This is a genomic window from Agrobacterium tumefaciens (genome assembly GCA_025559845.1).
In the GTDB taxonomy this organism is placed as follows: domain Bacteria; phylum Pseudomonadota; class Alphaproteobacteria; order Rhizobiales; family Rhizobiaceae; genus Agrobacterium.
On record CP048470.1, the window covers coordinates 20,780 to 37,964 of the forward strand.

Annotated in this window: 11 protein-coding genes and 2 pseudogenes; 7 read left to right on the forward strand and 6 right to left on the reverse strand. The window is 56.5% G+C overall.

From position 1 onward, the window contains the following. The first annotated feature begins 73 nt into the window (after positions 1–73). Both FY156_16660 and FY156_16665 read left to right on the forward strand, forming a co-directional pair. On the forward strand, positions 74–1,051 hold the full coding sequence (locus tag FY156_16660) for an alpha/beta hydrolase (protein UXS03213.1): 978 nt from the start codon (positions 74–76) through the stop codon (positions 1,049–1,051). After that, positions 1,005–1,939 (forward strand): annotated as a pseudogene (locus FY156_16665) (AAA family ATPase). Before FY156_16660 ends, FY156_16665 begins: the two are co-directional and overlap by 47 nt. Here FY156_16665 and FY156_16670 read toward each other — a convergent pair. Both FY156_16670 and FY156_16675 read right to left on the reverse strand, forming a co-directional pair. Next, positions 1,914–3,833 (reverse strand): PAS domain S-box protein, encoded by a 1,920-nt coding sequence (locus FY156_16670; GenBank protein ID UXS03214.1) that lies wholly within the window; start codon positions 3,831–3,833, stop codon positions 1,914–1,916. The pseudogene FY156_16665 and the gene FY156_16670 sit on opposite strands and share 26 nt — an antisense overlap. A 21-nt stretch (positions 3,834–3,854) precedes the next feature. Beyond that, positions 3,855–4,610 carry a helix-turn-helix domain-containing protein gene (locus FY156_16675; GenBank protein UXS05124.1) on the reverse strand — a complete coding sequence of 252 codons (756 nt, stop codon included), beginning with the start codon at positions 4,608–4,610 and terminating at the stop codon, positions 3,855–3,857. A gap of 113 nt (positions 4,611–4,723) precedes the next feature. On the opposite strand from FY156_16675, the gene FY156_16680 reads away from it, so the two are divergent. Next, positions 4,724–5,455, forward strand: a complete 732-nt coding sequence (locus FY156_16680; GenBank protein UXS03215.1) for a response regulator — start codon at positions 4,724–4,726, stop codon at positions 5,453–5,455. Here FY156_16680 and FY156_16685 read toward each other — a convergent pair. Then, positions 5,407–5,871 (reverse strand): hypothetical protein, encoded by a 465-nt coding sequence (locus FY156_16685; GenBank protein ID UXS03216.1) that lies wholly within the window; start codon positions 5,869–5,871, stop codon positions 5,407–5,409. The genes FY156_16680 and FY156_16685 overlap by 49 nt on opposite strands. A gap of 435 nt (positions 5,872–6,306) precedes the next feature. On the opposite strand from FY156_16685, the pseudogene FY156_16690 reads away from it, so the two are divergent. The 3 genes and pseudogenes from FY156_16690 (at position 6,307) to cadA (ending at position 11,457) form a co-directional block, all read left to right on the forward strand. Then, positions 6,307–6,606, forward strand: a pseudogene (locus FY156_16690) (hypothetical protein). 185 nt (positions 6,607–6,791) lie between these two features. Beyond that, positions 6,792–9,482: an HAD-IC family P-type ATPase gene (locus FY156_16695; GenBank protein UXS03217.1), complete on the forward strand. Its 2,691-nt coding sequence runs from the start codon at positions 6,792–6,794 to the stop codon at positions 9,480–9,482. 214 nt (positions 9,483–9,696) lie between these two features. Continuing rightward, positions 9,697–11,457, forward strand: coding sequence for a cadmium-translocating P-type ATPase (cadA, locus tag FY156_16700; protein ID UXS05125.1), 1,761 nt, complete (start codon positions 9,697–9,699; stop codon positions 11,455–11,457). Between the two features lie 16 nt (positions 11,458–11,473). Here cadA and FY156_16705 read toward each other — a convergent pair whose 3' ends face one another. Further along, a complete protein-coding gene (locus FY156_16705; protein UXS03218.1) occupies positions 11,474–12,304 on the reverse strand; it encodes a universal stress protein in 831 nt (276 codons plus the stop codon). Positions 12,305–12,962: 658 nt separating this feature from the next. Between FY156_16705 and FY156_16710 the strand changes: the two genes are divergently transcribed. Next, positions 12,963–14,564 carry an MBL fold metallo-hydrolase gene (locus FY156_16710; protein ID UXS03219.1) on the forward strand — a complete coding sequence of 534 codons (1,602 nt, stop codon included), beginning with the start codon at positions 12,963–12,965 and terminating at the stop codon, positions 14,562–14,564. A gap of 72 nt (positions 14,565–14,636) precedes the next feature. On the opposite strand, the gene FY156_16715 is transcribed toward FY156_16710, so the two are convergent. Continuing rightward, the gene (locus FY156_16715) at positions 14,637–16,244 is read right to left on the reverse strand and encodes a GNAT family N-acetyltransferase (GenBank protein ID UXS03220.1); all 1,608 of its coding nucleotides are present in this window, start codon (positions 16,242–16,244) and stop codon (positions 14,637–14,639) included. A 75-nt stretch (positions 16,245–16,319) separates the two neighbouring features. Continuing rightward, positions 16,320–17,138, reverse strand: a complete 819-nt coding sequence (locus FY156_16720; protein ID UXS03221.1) for a universal stress protein — start codon at positions 17,136–17,138, stop codon at positions 16,320–16,322. Between the last annotated feature and the right edge of the window lie 47 nt (positions 17,139–17,185).

A 17,185-nucleotide genomic window follows, 5' to 3' on the forward strand; every position in this document is an offset into this window, starting at 1 on the left:
GAACGCATCCGTCACGATAACGGTCCGGCCCAAGACTTTGCGAAACGCAAAGTTTGTATCGCAGGACGTTAAAATGACTCAGACTTTGCCCCCATTTACCCGCCGTGGTGTGCTGCTCTCCGCAGCGGCTACTGCTGCGTATGCGGCACTCCCAACCGCATTTGGTATGGCCACCAACGCTGTGTCCCCAACCGCTATCGAAGGAGACAAGACCATGAGCACTGTAACCACCAAGGACGGCGTCGAGATTTTCTACAAGGACTGGGGCCCGAAGGATGCCCAGCCGGTCATGTTCCATCACGGCTGGCCCCTGTCGTCGGACGACTGGGACGCACAGATGCTGTTCTTCCTGTCGCAGGGTTTTCGCGTGATCGCCCATGACCGGCGTGGCCATGGCCGCTCCGCTCAGGTGGCCGACGGTCACGACATGGACCATTACGCCGCCGACGCCTTTGCCGTTGTCGAGGCGCTCGATCTGAAGAACGTCGTTCACATCGGTCACTCCACCGGTGGCGGTGAGGTTGCCCGTTACGTCGCAAAGCATGGCCAGCCGTCGGGCCGTGTCGCCAAGGCCGTTCTGGTTGCCGCCGTTCCACCGCTGATGCTGAAGACGGCTGGCAATCCGGAAGGTCTGCCGATCGAGGTGTTCGACGGTTTCCGCTCGGCGCTTGCCGCCAACCGTGCGCAGTTCTTCCGCGATGTTCCGGCCGGCCCGTTCTACGGTTTCAACCGTGACGGTGCGACGGTTCAGGAAGGCGTGATCCAGAACTGGTGGCGTCAGGGCATGATGGGCGGCGCCAAAGCCCATTACGACGGCATCAAGGCGTTTTCCGAGACAGACCAGACGGACGACCTGAAGGCCATCACGGTTCCGACGCTGGTGCTGCATGGCGAAGACGACCAGATCGTGCCGATTGCCGATGCGGCGCACAAGGCGATCAAGCTTCTGGCGAACGGCACCCTGAAGACCTATCCCGGCTTCTCGCACGGCATGCTCACCGTCAATGCAGACACGCTCAACGCCGACCTCTTGGCATTCGTCCGAACCTGAAGCTCGGTGGCGGACGACCGTCGCAATTCTTTGCGCCGGTCGCCAGTCCGCAGAGTGTATCAGTTTTTCAGGGTCCCGTGGTCCAGCCCGAAGGGTACACTCTAACGCCGGGTCAGTTGTCATCGGCAATAAACACGTGCTGGACATTTGGTCACCCGAGTTGGTCGCCATAGGCGGCTTGATCGGCTCTGGAAAAACGAACGTCGCGGAAATTATCGCCCTTTGCTCGGCCCGGCGCCTGGCGCGCGCATCGTTGAAAGTGATCGTATCCGCAAGGCCTTGCACGGCGTTCCGGCCGAAACGCGGTTCCCCGAGGCGGCATATGGCAAGAAGGTATCTGAGCGAGTCTACGCAGAAATGGTTTTAAGAACGCATGTCGTTCTGGCGGACGGCAGTTACGTGGTGGCAGATGCAGTCTTTAATCGCGCCGATCATCGTAGCACCATAGAAGCCGCGGCACGAGCAAACCGAGCTGACTTTCGCGGATTTTGGCTGGATACGGACCCCGCAATCCTTTGGAGACGTATTCAAGACCGGATCGGTGGACCATCGGATGCCACCGTCGACATATTACAAATGCAACTTGCCCGACGGATAGGCGATATGAAGTGGCGAAGGATCGACACGTCCAGGAGTAAAAGCCTGTTGCGACGAGATTGCAAATATCTTGAAGCTGACTTCTCCACCGACACGCAAGACAGCAAGATTGTAGAAAACGATCAAAGTTTTGAACGCCGGGAAGCCCTCCTCGACAAGGCGCTTGCGGCCATGGGACGCTTTGATGGGTACCGGGAAAAGCAAAACGAGACGCTATTCAAAGGCCAATATGGTCACCATCGTGATCGTCATAGCACACTGCCTCCTAGTCGAGGAGTTCGCGTAGTCTGACGGCCAGTTCACGGGCGGTATAGGGTTTTTTAAGCCAGCTTCCCTTCATGGCCAACTGCCGTTCCGCGACCGCGGGCTCCGCATAACCCGACGTAAACAGAACTTTGAGATCGGGCCGCAAACCGCGCGCGAGGTCAGCAAGCTCATCGCCCGCGATACTACCCGGCATCACGATGTCGGAAAAAAGAAGCGCGATGTCAAAATGGCGTTCAAGCTGCTGGAGCGCCTCGGCGCCGTTGGACGCCTCCACGACACTGTAACCGAGCGCGACGAGCCGAGCGACAGCCACACGGCGTACGCGGGCGTCGTCCTCCACGACGAGAATTCGTTCACCGCCGCCAAGAGCAATCGGGGCTGAGACATCCTTGATATCACCCTCCGGTGGCATAGCGGCATCCTCAGCCGCGGGGAGGAAAATACGTACACTTGTCCCATGACCCTGCTCACTATAGAGCTGAACGTTGCCACCGGATTGTCTGGCGAAGCCATAAACCATGCTCAGACCCAAGCCGGTACCGGCTCCGACGTCTTTGGTTGTGAAAAAGGGTTCGAACGCCTTTTCCTGAACCTCCGCCGTCATGCCTGTCCCCGTATCGGTGACCGATATCAGCACATAGTTGCCTGGTTTTAAGTTCGGATACATACGCGCGTAGTCCACATCCAGCTTGACACGCGATATTTCGATCGACAGCCTTCCGCCTTTCGGCATGGCATCGCGGGCATTGATGACCAGGTTGAGAAGAGCATTTTGCAATTGCGAGCCATCGACCAATGCCTCGTTGCGAAAACCAGTCACGATCGTTTTGAATTCGATCGCCTCACCGAGTGTCCGCCGCAACAAATCAGAGATCGCGCCGACGAGTTCGGCGATGTCCGACTGCCGTGGGTTGAGCGACTGTCGGCGACCAAAGGCCAGAAGCTGGTTCGTTAGTTTTGCGCCGTCCTGCGCAGCATCCTGAGCTTCACGAAGCAGATGCCGGACACCCTCATCGCTGAGCCTGCTCTCAGCCATTTCAAGATTGCCGCTGATAACCGTGAGAAGGTTGTTGAAGTCGTGCGCCAGTCCTCCGGTCAGCTGCCCGATCGCCTCCATTTTTTGCGATTGGCGCAGCTCCTCCTCTATTTTTCGCCTGCTGGTCAAATCGCGGACAAAACCGGTAAAAATGCGATTGCCATTGGCGATCGCCTCGCCCACCGACAGCTCCATCGGGAAGCGTGACCCATCCTTGCGCTGCCCGGTCACCACACGTCCGTAGCCGATGATGCGTCTTTCACCCGTGGACAGATAACGCGCGATGTATCCATCATGCGCTTTCCGGTCGGGGTTCGGCATCAGCATCTTCACATTGTGTCCGATAACCTCGTCCGCGTCGTAACCGAAGAGCCTTTCCGCAGCGGCACTGAAAGACGAGACAATACCGCCGGCGTCGATGACCACCATCGCGTCGGGCACCGTCTCCAGGATAGAAAGAAGATGCGCCTCGCGCCGGGCCAACTCATCCTGCATTCTTTTCATGTCCGTTACATCATTGTTCGTCTGGACGATAACGGGTGAACGGTCACCGCCAAAATCAACGAATACCCATCGCGTTGCAATCAGAAGCCTGTGACCGTCCTTGTGATGGTGAACAACCTCGCCACTCCATGCCCCATGTTTGGAAACCTGTCTTCGAAGCTCGGACAACGGCAATGGAAACAGAGTTGAAAGAAGCTGGTGAACGATTTTTCCGGTCGCCTCCTCTTTGCTCCAGCCGTAAAGATGTTCGCAGCCCCTAGTCCATCTCGTAATCGTTCCGTCCATTTCGTGGACGATGATACTGGCATCATCCAGAAGTGTGGTAACGGCCTGAAGTTGTAGCCTGCCACGCTCTTCCATTTCCGAAGTTTCAGGCATCTTTGTCCTATCGAGCAGCGTTCACTGATAGCGGTGTCGCCCACCATGAACGACCGTCTGCCGCACGCCGAAACGATCATCGTCGTCGCCTGCCAATTGTGCAAGCAGAAGCGGCTTCTCGATCAGGATAGTCTGACGTGCAACGGCATTCTCAATCCGCACAACGCCCTTGCTGATCAGTCTCGTGAAGGTACGCGATACGGTTTCGATCGTCATTCCAAGATAGTCGGCTATATCCTGTCGGCACATAGGAAGTTCCACCCTTCTTACATGTTCTCCGGGCAGCTCGTTGCGCACCGGGAACTTCATGAGAAACGTACAAAGCCTCTCTTCGGCGTTCTTGGTGGACAGCAGCACCATCTGCTCCTGGGCTGCGGCTATCTCGTCGGAGACAACGGAAAGAATTTCTGGCTGGAGTCTGTGGTTTTCGCTTATGGCATATTCGAACTGTCTGCGCGTGACACGCCGCAAGGTCGTGCGAGACACTGTTTCCACACTATAGAGATAGCGGCCTCTTGCAGATATGCCAAGAATGTCGCCGGCATAAAGAAACCCAGTGATGATGCGACGGCCATCTGCTATAATTTTAAACAGTCGCAGTACACCTTCTGTAATCTGGAAAACATGATTTGCTTCGTCACCTTCAAGAAACACCGAACGCCCGGCCACTAGATGTTCTGCCGGCTGGTGACGGAAAACGTCCCGCAGCCAATATCTCCCATCGACGGGCGCCGGAATTTCACGAGCAGGTGGGCAAAGCTCATCCAAAATATGCATGATGTCCTCCATCTGGTTTTCAGTGGAGTAAGCACGACAAAAATAACGGAGTTATGCCGGAAAGAAGACGACAGGTTTCGATCTGTGACAAATTGTAACGCGGAATTGTGAAAATGGCTGGAGAGCTACACCATCTGCTTGTTGTCGATGACGATGCGCGGGTTCGCGATATGCTAACGCGTTTTTTTGAAGGAGAAGGATACAGAGTGAGCGCTGCGGCTGATGGTGTCCAGATGAAGTCGCATCTGAGGCACAATCAGGTCGACGCCATTCTGCTCGATCTCACGCTCCCCGGAGGACAGGACGGCCTTGATCTTGTTCGAGAAATCCGACCGGCTACGGATGTTCCGATTATCATGCTGACAGGTCGCGACGACGTGGTCGATAGGATTTTGGGTATCGAGCTCGGGGCTGATGACTATATTACCAAGCCGTTCCATCTTCGCGAGGTGCATGCAAGACTGAAGTCCGTTCTGCGCCGTCGTATATCAGGAGGTCCTCAGCAGCGACATGAGATATTTCGCTTCGAAGGTATGTCGCTCGATGTGTCCTGTCGCACACTTCTCGCCAGAGACGGTCGTGAACTCGATCTCACCACCGGTGAGTTCGACATGCTCGTCACTTTTGTCAGGCATCCGGGACGGGTTTTAACGCGTGAGTTTCTGATGGAAGAAACACGAGCACGCCACCTTGATACATTCGATCGGTCGATCGACACACAGGTCGCGCGTCTTCGCCGCAAGATAGAAATCGACAGCAAGCATCCAGGTATCATCAAATCAGTTCGTGGTGTTGGTTACGTTTTCGCTGCATTGTTGGAAGGCACGCCTTCATCAGCGGTCTGAAGATCGTAGACGAGACCCACAGTCGGGGGCCGCCTGTTGGGGTTCGTGACAATAGACCAGCCTTTGGGTCCAGCAGGCCAGAAATGAATGCGCTTGCATTTCAATTCCCGGGCTTTTCCCCTGGTTCCATCAAACAGCATTCGCGCAATGTTCCTCTCGTCGAACAGACTGAAGGAAGCAAAAACCGGAACTTCCATTTGAAGGGATAACGGATGGCCGGTGACGAACATATAGCAGAGGCCGCGCACCGCGCCCGCGGTATCAGTGACAGTCAACCAATCACGCCGTTTGCGATCGGTGTCCGTGGCCGCCTGCCATTGCTGGAAGGATACTTCGGAAAATAGATGCTGGATGACGGCATAGGCACGGGCTACATTGGCAACAGTGAGCGAACCAACCTCGTAATCTCCCGACATTTCCAATCTCCTGAATGACCTTGTCGATCATCGGGCGTCGAATAGTATTCGCATTGACAGCGATCAACGGCGTTCGAAGGAGCATAATTTGCACTGGCGAACCAAAAAACAGCGGGTGATTGCGCAATGTCAGGGCACTGGCCCCGGGTGATCGCCGATAGATGAACAATCACCGATCTTTCATAGGGACGCGCACTATCGCTATTCTAGTAAGCAATGACGTAGCGGAATACGTGCCGCAAACAGAAAATTTGAAGCAAGCTTCTGCTGACGTTTAATTCCGGTTCCTCACCGGTAAAAATCGGTATTTTCCGTCTGACGGAGCAATACCGAGACGTATCGAAGGCATCGGTGGATCTTTTGGACCGGCCATTGATGCTGAAGCTGCGGGAAGGGCCGCTCCCATTCTATCTGCCTTTATAGGGGGCCGCTAGTCATCGTCTGACCTGTAAACGCACCAATCATCGCAATATTCACGTGCGCGGCTTCATTTAGGAGGGCACGACGACAACGCCGTTCGATATGACCGTTCTGAATGAACTTGACCGGTTTCATCTCGCCCTGTCGGCAATCGACAGGGTGCCGGGATTGAAAGACAAGGTTCCTGGCGTCATTCGCATGCTGAGAGAAAAACTCACCGAGCATGATCGTTACGTTCGGCAACATGGCGAGGATATGCCGGAGATCCGCGACTGGAAATGGTCGAACCCGTCTCGGTCGGCAGATCAAACGTAAATCGCGCTACCTGGAATTGACCGCGATCAATGCCCGACATTGCGCGACAGGCAAAATGATCCCCGAGGGCATCTTCCGATCTTTCGGCGACAGCGAACCTCAAAACGCTACACGAAAGGCGCATTCCGATTTGTATCAGGCAGGTTCTGAAGATCGCATTGCGGAAGCAGTCAAAAGGAACGCACATGGCCGTTACGACCGCACCGTTACGACAGTCCGGGGTCTGGGCAAAAGGCCTTTCAGAGGCAGATGCACAGGCCCGTCTCAGTCTATACGGACCAAACGTCTTACCGGGAGGTGATGCTCCCTCGCCATTTACGATTTTCGTGCGGCAGTTCCGCAGCCCGCTGATCTATATCCTGTTACTAGCCGCAGCCGTTTCATTTTTCGCCGGCGAGGTGCAGGATGCCGCCTTTATTGGCGCAGTGTTGTTATTGAACGGGATAATCGGAACTCTGCAGGAATACACCGCAGGCCGGGAAGCCTCGACGCTCCGTAAACTTGAGCAGCCGTATGCAACGATCATTCGCGACGGTGAGATGCGTGAGGTTGAGGCGCGATGTCTGGTGCCTGGAGATCTGGTCGTACTTGATGCCGGCCAGCGGGTTCCCGCCGATATTGATCTGATCGAAACCACAAACCTCGTTTGTGACGAATCTCTCCTGACGGGCGAGTCTGCCCCGATCAAAAAGACAGCAGGGCCTTTCGGCATACGCGATACAGAGGACGGATCGTGCGTTGTCTTTGCCGGCACTCTGATCACGCGTGGTCGCGGCAGGGGAATTGTCACCGGCACCGGCCAAGCCACTGAAGTCGGCAAGATCGCCGTAGAGATTGGCAAGGCAGATACCGCCCAGCCGCCGTTGATGATCCGGCTTTCACATTTCTCGAACCTTATCGCCTGGACGGTCGGCGTAACATCCGTGATATTGGTCGCAATCGGCTTCTTTCAGGATTTGCCTTGGAACGAGCTTTTCCTGATGTCGGTGGGACTGGCTGTCAGCGCTATACCCGAAGGACTGCCGATCGCCATCTCCATTGCACTGGCCGTCGCCATGCGTCACATGGCAAATCAGAATGTCATCGTGCGCCGCATGCCGGCGGTTGAAGCACTGGGTTCGTGCACGATGATCGCGACTGACAAAACCGGCACTCTGACACTCAACGAACTGACCGTTGTTGAAATCCGCCTTCCGGGTGGCAACCGCTTCGAGCTTGACGCCGTCGGTAATCTTTATACGAGCGACCTTGCTGGAGCTGACAACGCTCCTTCAGCCGTTCGAGCGCGAACCGCCGCTCTTTTGCGCGCCGCATCCTTACCTAACGAAGGATCACTGACAGAAAGTGGTTCCGGCATGGATGGCGTTGGTGATCGCGTCGACGTCGCGCTGCTGGTAGCAGCGTCCAGAATTGGTCTCGATCAGGCCCGGTTATCGACAGATTTTCCATTAATCAGTCGCATCCCCTATGAGCCGGACCTCAAATATGCCGCCTCGTTCCATCGCGACGGCGAGCATGTTCGCGTTTTCGCCAAGGGGTCTCCCGAGACACTGATCGAGATGGCAGACCGGATGAAGGTGGATGACAGCGCAGTCCCCATTGACCGCAGTTCGTTGATCGCCCAGAAGGATGCAATGGCGAGCTGCGGCCTGAAGGTGCTGGCATTTGCGGAAGGTGAGATTCGTAGCGAAGTTGACCTGAACTTTGGCCCGCATCATCTTGTCGACCTCGTGTTCCTGGGTCTTGTCGGCATGCAGGATCCGATAAGGCCGGAAGTACCCATGGCGATCGAGGAGTGCAGGACGGCAGGGGTTGAACTGGCAATGGTGACGGGCGACGATCCCAGGACGGCTCTGGCCATCGCGAGGCAGGCAGGATTCAAGGTTGGGCCGGGAGAAATTACCACTGGTGAAGCCGTCGACCGGGCACAGGCGGCAGGAACGACCCAGTTGGACGAACTCACCGGAAAGGCTCGGATTTATGCTCGGGTTGACCCGGTTCAGAAACTCGCAATTGTTCAATCCATGGCCCGTAACGGCCACTTTGTCGCCGTCACCGGCGATGGGGTGAATGATGCGCCAGCGCTGAAGCATGCTCATGTGGGGATCGCGATGGGCCTCAAAGGTACGGATGTCGCGAAGGAAAGCGCCGATATCATTGTGACCGATGACAATTTCGCATCGATCATAAGCGGCATCCGCGAAGGACGGACAGCCTACGCAAACATTCGCAAGGTGATTTTGATGTCCGTGGCGACGGGCGCAGCAGAGATCCTTCTCTTTCTTGTTGCAATTCCGCTGGGTTTTCCGATGCCCTTGTTGCCCGTCCAGCTTCTCTGGCTCAATCTTGTCACCAATGGCATTCAGGATGTGGCGCTTGCGAGTGAAAAACCGGAGGGTGACGAGCTGTCTCAGCCGCCCAGACATCCCCGGGAGCCAATTTTCGATCGCGTGATGATCCGCCGCATTGCCCAGTCCACCCTTGTCATCGGCGGTGGCGGCTTCGTCGTGTTCTACTGGCTTCTGGCGACCGGTTATACGGTAGAACAAGCCCGCAACCTGCTACTTCTGCTCTTCGTGCTGTTCGAGAATGTTCAGACTGTGGCATGCCGTTCGGAACGACGGTCTGTTTTCGCGACACCCCTCTTTGGGAATCCGATCTTGATGGTCTCCGTCGGGCTATCCCAGCTTGTTCACATCGGCGCCATGCATAGCACCTGGCTCCAGGATGTCCTGTCGCTAACACCCATCTCCCTTTTCGAATGGACATTGATGCTGGTAGTCTCGGCAACACTCCTTGTCGTGACAGAGGTCGAGAAATTCGTCAGCGGCCGGTCACGCAGCGCAGATCCCACCACGACCATCTACACGGGATGATGCGTCATGCCATCGCAAGGAGGATTTGCTTTGATGCTCGCTCCGGAAACAAGCGGGCCCAGAACCTGGTCTGGCACAATCCAGGTGTTATCGACCTCACCTTTTTTTCCGGGAAACCGCTGTGCACCATCTGTCCTTTGCCGATCTTCTGAAGCGATTCAGACCAATCCTCGTCATTACCTCGCTTTGCGGGATTTCCGTTGCCCTCCTGGGCTTGCTGGCCGGTTTCGATGGAGTCTACGACGGCGCGCTGACAGTTGCCACACTCGTCGTAATTCTGGCGCTTGCGGCTCAGATTGTCATTAGCCTGCGCCAACGGGAATTCGGCCTCGATACGATTGCGCTGCTGTCGATGAGTTCTGCCCTTTTTTTCGGAGAGAATCTTGCTGCTGCTGTAGTCGCCTTGATGTATTCCGGCGGGCAATATCTTGAAAGTATCGCGGAGGGTCGCGCCCGACGTGAGATGACAGCGCTGTTGACGCGGGCGCCTCGAATCGTGACCCGCCGTCGGGGGGAAATTCTGGACGAGATCGCTATAGAACTCGTTGAACCCGGCGACCAGCTTGTCGTGCGCAGAGGCGACATCATTCCAGCCGACGGCATACTTGTCCAGGACGCCGTTCTGAACGAGGCGGCGCTCACCGGGGAGGCGTTTCCAGTTGACAGAAAAAGAGGGCAGCCGATCATGAGCGGTTCCGCCAATGCAGGCGACCTCTTTGAAATGACAGCGACAAAATCGGCCAGGGAAAGTACATATGCCGGGATCGTCAAGCTGGTGGAGGCCGCACATACCAGTAAGGCCCGCATGTCACGGCTGGCCGACCGTTATGCTTTCGCTTTCCTGTGCGTCACTTTGTCGATAGCCGGCCTCGCATGGCTGCTGACGGAAGATCCCGTTCGCGCCGTGGCCGTGCTTGTCGTTGCGACCCCCTGTCCTCTCATCCTGGCCGTTCCAGTTGCATGGACAGCTGGCATGTCGCGGGCCGCGGGCGTTGGACTTATTGTTAAAGGCGCCGACATTCTCGAAAAGCTCGGCCAGATACAAACGCTGGTTCTGGACAAGACCGGGACACTTACCGATGGCAAACCACATCTCGTGGGCATTAATGCAGTAAAGGACGAGAACGAACTGCTGCGGCTGATCGCCTCGCTGGATCAGGGCTCAAACCACGTTGCAGCACGTGCGGTGGTCTCCGCAGGGCTTGAGCGCGACCTCGTCCTGACGCCGCCAACCAATGTATCGGAGAAGCCAGGCGAAGGTATCTCGGGATACGTCGGAAGCACCGAGGTCGCCATTGGCGGCCTGGAGTACATTGCCTCGAAGGTTGCCGATACGCCCTCCCCCGATCGGGCTGACATCATGAGCGCGGCCGTTGCCCTCGACGGCAGGTTTGCCGGCACCCTGCATTTCAGCGACGCGCTTCGCGAGGGCGCCAGAGAAACCCTGACCGAGTTGAAGCGACTCGGGCTCAACCGTCTTATCCTCGCGACCGGCGACCGCGCCGAAGTGGCCCGTGCCATCACCAGCGGTTTGCCTTTGTCCGAAATCCGCGCTGGGCTGACACCGGCACAGAAGATCGAACTTGTTCGGAAGGAGGCACATCTGGCGCAAACCATGATGGTCGGGGATGGCGTGAACGATGCGCCGGCGCTCGCCGCAGCCGACGTAGGGATTGCCATGGGCTTACACGGATCGGCGGCCGCGGCCGAAGCAGCAGACGCGGTTCTGCTCTCCGAGCGGCTCGAACGCATCAGCGATGGCATCAAAATCGCAAGGGATTGCCGGCGGATCGCGATGCAGAGCGTCATAGCCGGAATAGGCTTATCGGTAGGCGCGATGATCTTTGCATCGCTCGGCTTTCTTAAACCGGTCGAGGGCGCACTACTTCAAGAGGCAATTGACGTCGCGGTCGTACTTAACGCGCTACGGGCGCTCCGCATGAAGGCTGGCTGGCGCCACCGGCGCCAACCATGATGATCGCACCTGATCGCTATCGGGTAAGAAAGACCGGTATCTGGCACTCCTCCAAAATCGAAGCCGTGACGCCCCCGAATATTCGCTCCCTCAGACGCGAATGCCCATAGGCGCCCATGACGATCATATCGCAGCCGATTTCGCGTGCACGCTGCCTCAGAACCGCTTCTATACGTCTGTCGGCGCTTGCCACTTGCTCGACGACTGCTTTGACGCCATGGCGGGAAAGAAAGGTAGCCACATCTGCCCCCGGTTCCCCGCCATTCGAATAATAGGAGGCGTCCGGATCGACGAGAACGATATGAACGGCATCCGCCCCCACCAGAAGCGGAAGGGCCTCCTTGGCCGCCCGAGCCGCTTCTGGCCGGGAATTCCAGGCAAGCAGCACCTTTTTTGGTTTGAGGGTCGCTTTTAATTCCGGCGCCAAAAAAACCAGCGGGCTGCGAGCATCGAACACCGTTGCGGCAATGACCGTTTTGCGAAGATCGCCGTCTTTTCGAATACCGTTGCCTGCAAGAACGATATCGGCATACAGCGACCGTGTGCAGAGATTGTTTTCAAGGATGAAGCGATCATCATAAATCTGGTCCACATCATAGGACACGCCATTTTTCTGACAGAGGGCTTCCGCCTCTACTCGCACGCTTGTCAATTCATCGATTTCATTCTGCCTCTCTTCCAGCCAGGCGGTCGTGAGAGGGTAATCGGCCGTCACGGGCGACAGCGCCGCCCCGAGAACGAGAATGGACAGGTGGCTGTCTGACTCGCGGGCGAGCTCGACCGCCTGACCGACATCCGCCGCAGCATGCTTTGCGCCGAGGGCAGCAAGTATGGTTTTGATTGACATTTACATGGCTCCTTCCCGTAGATCGTCCAACCAATAAACCAAGCCTGAACCGAACGTCGCAGCCCCGCGATGATCTTCGTCAACAGGTTTGCCGAATCCCGTGCACAAGAAGCCAGGCCTGCTGGCCGCGAATTGCAAGGCAGATGAAGTGTGGCATTGATCCCCATCAATGCCGGACCCGTAGCATCACGGTTGAATCGGCATGCTCACTGAAGAGCCGCAAGTAGTTGAAATGGCTCTCAACTGCTGTTTCGACCGATATCTTTATTGGAAAACAGGAGAATTATCATGGCTGAGGCCCCAACCAAACTTCGCCCGCGGGAAATTTCTGGTCGCCGTTCGAAACCCTTCGGGCGGAAGTCGATCGTCTTTTCGATGATTTCATGCCCGCATCTTGGCACGCACTCGATCTTTTCTCCTCCGGCCACCTGCTGAACGGATGGAACACCTCGCCAGCCGTCGATATGGTCGAAACTCTTCCTACTGGAGGAGGGCATTATTGACCCGACAAAGGTTGTTCGAGTGGCTTTGGAGAACGCCGTATCCGTGGCAAGCGTCCTTCCACCCACGGAGGTCACTATGACCGAAATCCCGGACCCTAACGTTCTGCAGTTGCCCGCGCCAGCCATTTAGGCGCATGTAAGCGATAGGAGGCGAAATGTCATACAGCCCGTCAATCACCTTTCATGGCGCGGCCGGCGCGGTAACCGGCTCATGCTTTCTCATTGAGTACGGCGACGAACGCGTACTAATCGATTGCGGTTTGTTTCAGGGATCCAAAACCGAAAAAGAGCTGAATTACCGTCCCTTTCCTTTCGCTCCCACCAAATTGAACGCCGTCATCCTTACCCATGCGCATATCGACCATACGGGCCTCGTGCCTAAGCTTGTAAAAGATGGTTATTCTGGCCCCATTTTCTGCACCGCTGCAACACTTGATCTTTGCGCAGTCATGCTGCCCGATTCTGGCCATATCCAGGAAATGGAAGTCGAACAACTCAACCGCCGCAACGAGCATCGGGGGCGAAAGCTCGTCGTCCCAATCTATACAGCCATGGATGCATCTGCGGCCCTGCCCCAGATGCGAGCTTATCCCATGAAGCAATGGATGGTGATTTCACCCGCCTTTCGGTTCCGCTTCTGGAATGCCGGCCATCTCCTCGGCTCTGCATCTGTCGAAGTTGAGGTTGGAAACGGCCCGGAGCGCCGGAACCTGCTTTTCTCCGGTGACATCGGACCGCAGCACAAACTGTTCCACTCTGTACCGGAGGGACCTTCTGGTCTGGATTATCTTGTCTGCGAAAGTACCTATGGTGATGTCGATCGCAATGATCCCTCGCCGGAGCAAAGGCGAAAAATGCTGCGAGATGAGGTGCAGCTCGCTGCCCGTCATCAAAACGGCGCGCTTCTCATTCCCTCCTTCGCGGTCGAACGGACGCAGGAGCTTCTTGCGGATCTGTTCAGCCTGCTTGATGCGGGCGCCATCAGAAGTTGCCCAATCATTATCGATTCGCCACTGGCAACGCGGGCGACAGAAGTTTTTAGCCGTCACGCCCGGGAACTCGAAAATGGTGAGCTACTCTCGCGTGCACTCCGCTCGCGGCAAATTCGCTTCACAGAGACGGCCGAACAATCCAGATCCATAGACAATCTCAAGGGTTTTCACATCGTAATTGCGGCGAGCGGCATGTGCGAGGCAGGTCGTATTCGCCATCGTCTGAAGAACTGGTTGTGGAGAGAAGAAGCAACAGTCCTGCTGGTAGGTTATCAGGCCTCCGGCACGCTCGGCCGCATCTTGGAGGACGGAGCCTCTACCGTTCGTATCCAGGGCGATGAAATTTTCGTACGGGCCAATATTCGCAAACTCGACGTCTACAGCGGTCATGCGGACGGGCCTGAACTGGCGGCGTGGGTTGCCGCCAGATTTCCCGTCAAACATGCGGTTTTTCTGGTGCACGGCGAACGTCCGGCAATCGCCGGTCTGAACGCCAGCCTCGCGGCAATGAACTCTACATTTGCCATCATCGAACCGGCATTGGACTCAACTTATCGCCTCACGCGCGAAGGCGCCCTTGCTGTTTCAACGCAGCAGGAACTGCCGCGACTTGAACCGCTCCACGTCGGACACCGAGATTGGCATAATGATTTCCAGTCCCTGATCATCGACCTGCAGGAGCGGATGGAGAAAGCAGCCGACGAAAAACAACGCGCCGTGCTACTGCGAAAAATGAAGCGGGCGCTTGACGACGCTGAAACCTGAAACAATACGCTTCGACTGATTGTTTATGCTGCATCGGGATTGCATGCAGATCGCCTGGTACTTATCGACGCTTCACCGGAGATTTTTTTCGATCAGGACCAATGTCGGGTCGCCTTCGTACGGCCTTGCGACGAAACCCTGTTCCTCTTCCAAGTTGACAGCGTAAATATGGTTTCGGTTTTCGATCGATTGCAGCGTTTGAACGCCTTTTTCGCGCGCCCTGTTCGACACATAGCGCAACAACTCCCAAGCAACGCCCTTATTTTTATAGTCGCCGTGCACGACGATGGCGACCTCCGCTTTCTTTTCTGCATCGTCACAAGACAACAGGGCGGATGCAATGAGCGTATTCGTCCCTTCGAGGAAAGCCAGATAGTTTTCGGTTAACCGATGATCCACCAGGGTCATGGACGCCAAGCGCTCATGGCTCACCTCCCCGATACCGCCGAAGAAGCGAAAGCGCAGGTCCTGGGGTGTGACATGCCTGAAAAGCTCCGCAAGATGCGGTTCATCGTCACTTCGCACGGGCCGCACATCAAGTAACAGGCCCACTCGCGTGGAGAGAATGACGCCGGTATCTGGCCCTCTCCCCTCGGCAACACGCTTACCGTCGTCTGAATGCACAACCTGCTCGTGTGCTGCCGGCATCTCGATAATGACCTTGAGCGCATGTGTACTGGCCGCCCGGCTGAAGGTGTCATAGGCTTCGAGAATATCGTCCAGTTTGAAGCGGTGAGTGATCATCTTCCCGGCGTCGATGAGGCCGGATTTCACCGTGCGCAGCAACATGGGCGTGCTTGTTGTATCGACCAGCCGTGTCGTGATGGCGATATTCCGCGACCACAGCTTTTCAAGGTGCAGGTCTGCCTTGAGGCCGTGAACTCCGATATTGGCGATCACGCCGCCGGCAGCGATAATCTCCTCGCAGAATTCGAACGTGGATGGCACACCGACGGCCTCGATCGCAGTGTGAACGCCCTTGCCATCTGTCAACTCGAAAATGCGCGCCACCACGTCAGGTTCATCGGCGCGAATAGTATGCGTCGCGCCGAATTGACGAGCTATCGCGAGTCGATGATCGTCAAGGTCAACCATGATTATCTCGGCGGGCGAGTAGAATTGCGCCGTCAAAAGCGCCGCCAGTCCCACGGGACCAGCACCTACGATCGCGATCGTATTGCCGGGCTGAACCTTGCCATTAAGGACGCCGCACTCAAAGCCCGTTGGGAGGATGTCACTCAGCATGACCAGGGCTTCTTCATCGGCATCCGCCGGAATGGGATAAAGGCTGGTATCGGCGTGCGGGATTCGCACAAATTCCGCTTGCGTACCGTCGATGGTATTGCCCAGAATCCAGCCCCCGGTTTCGCAGTGCGAATACATTCCCCGACGACAGTAATCACACGTGCCGCACGAAGAAATGCAGGAAACAAGAACGCGATCACCCTTCCTGAAGCGGGACACCGCAGCGCCCACGTCGTCAACGACGCCGACGCCCTCATGTCCGAGAATGCGTCCACGCGCGCAAGAGGCTACATCGCCTTTGAGTATGTGAAGATCCGTCCCGCAAATGGTTGTCCTGGTAATCCTCACGACTGCGTCCGTGACTCCTTGAATTACGGGTTTGGGTCGTTCCAGAAGCGCTTTTTGGCCCGGTCCTTGAAAAACAAGAGCTTTCATCTTTTCACCTTTTGACTTGAAGCCGTGTGGCTTGCGCCCTCTGCACCTGCCGGGCTGTCGGGTCCATCCAAGTGTTTATCGTGCCAGAAAGAGCGGCCGCCTGATCTGTTCAATCAGGCTACGCGTAGCGCCACCGAAAATCCGTTCGCGTAGCCGCGAATGACCATAGGCTCCCATGACGATCAGCCCTGATTGAATGCGTTCAGCGTAGACTTCGACGGTCTCGGCGACGGTCCGGCCCTGGCTCATCAGACTGTCTATCGACGGCGTGATGTGATGATGGGCCAGGTAGGAGCGCAGTTCGGCCGCGAGTTCCCGTTCGCCATCCGGATCAACAACGAGGATCTGAACAGACCTCGCGCGTTTCAGAACCGGAATGCTTGCCCTGACCGCAGCGGCTGTTTCAGGTGTGTCAGACCACGCGATGAGAACCGAGTTTTGGTCCCAGGAGAAGTTTCTGAGCGGGTCTATCAGCACGGGTACACGCGCGTGAAAAAGGCTTCCGTCAAGGACTGCGTCGCGTAGCGACGGATCACCCAGAATATCCGGACCTAAGGCCACGGCATCCGCAAATCGTGCACGATAACCGACGACGTTGTCCATATTGAATATCTCGGTATAGGCTTCTTCTATATCGTATGAAGAAATCCTGTCCTTGAAGTAGGTGTTCAGAGCAAGAGAGCGTCTGGCCAACCTGTCCTGATCCGCCTGTCGCTCGCCAAGCCACGCGGTGGAGACACTTTCCATATGTGCACCGACCGGCGGAGGCGACGCGACACTCGTCAACAAAACGGAAAGATGACTGCCCACCTCATCTGCCAGTCTGAGAGCAGCATCGCCCTCCAGCTCAACCGATTTACCTTTGGTGATATACAGTAGCGTAGAGAACATCATACACTCCTCCCCGACCGTGCTCGAAACGAGCAGTCCTTGTGCTGCGT

What these genes read in the sequence shown, in the direction of transcription:
- FY156_16675 (UXS05124.1), bottom strand. Translation starts at nt 4,610, where the DNA reads ATGCATATTTTGGATGAGCTTTGCCCACCTGCTCGTGAAATTCCGGCG.
- FY156_16660 (UXS03213.1), top strand. Translation starts at nt 74, where the DNA reads ATGACTCAGACTTTGCCCCCATTTACCCGCCGTGGTGTGCTGCTCTCC.
- FY156_16680 (UXS03215.1), top strand. Translation starts at nt 4,724, where the DNA reads ATGGCTGGAGAGCTACACCATCTGCTTGTTGTCGATGACGATGCGCGG.
- FY156_16720 (UXS03221.1), bottom strand. Translation starts at nt 17,138, where the DNA reads ATGATGTTCTCTACGCTACTGTATATCACCAAAGGTAAATCGGTTGAG.
- FY156_16695 (UXS03217.1), top strand. Translation starts at nt 6,792, where the DNA reads ATGGCCGTTACGACCGCACCGTTACGACAGTCCGGGGTCTGGGCAAAA.
- FY156_16685 (UXS03216.1), bottom strand. Translation starts at nt 5,871, where the DNA reads ATGTCGGGAGATTACGAGGTTGGTTCGCTCACTGTTGCCAATGTAGCC.
- FY156_16715 (UXS03220.1), bottom strand. Translation starts at nt 16,244, where the DNA reads ATGAAAGCTCTTGTTTTTCAAGGACCGGGCCAAAAAGCGCTTCTGGAA.
- FY156_16670 (UXS03214.1), bottom strand. Translation starts at nt 3,833, where the DNA reads ATGCCTGAAACTTCGGAAATGGAAGAGCGTGGCAGGCTACAACTTCAG.
- FY156_16710 (UXS03219.1), top strand. Translation starts at nt 12,963, where the DNA reads ATGTCATACAGCCCGTCAATCACCTTTCATGGCGCGGCCGGCGCGGTA.
- FY156_16705 (UXS03218.1), bottom strand. Translation starts at nt 12,304, where the DNA reads ATGTCAATCAAAACCATACTTGCTGCCCTCGGCGCAAAGCATGCTGCG.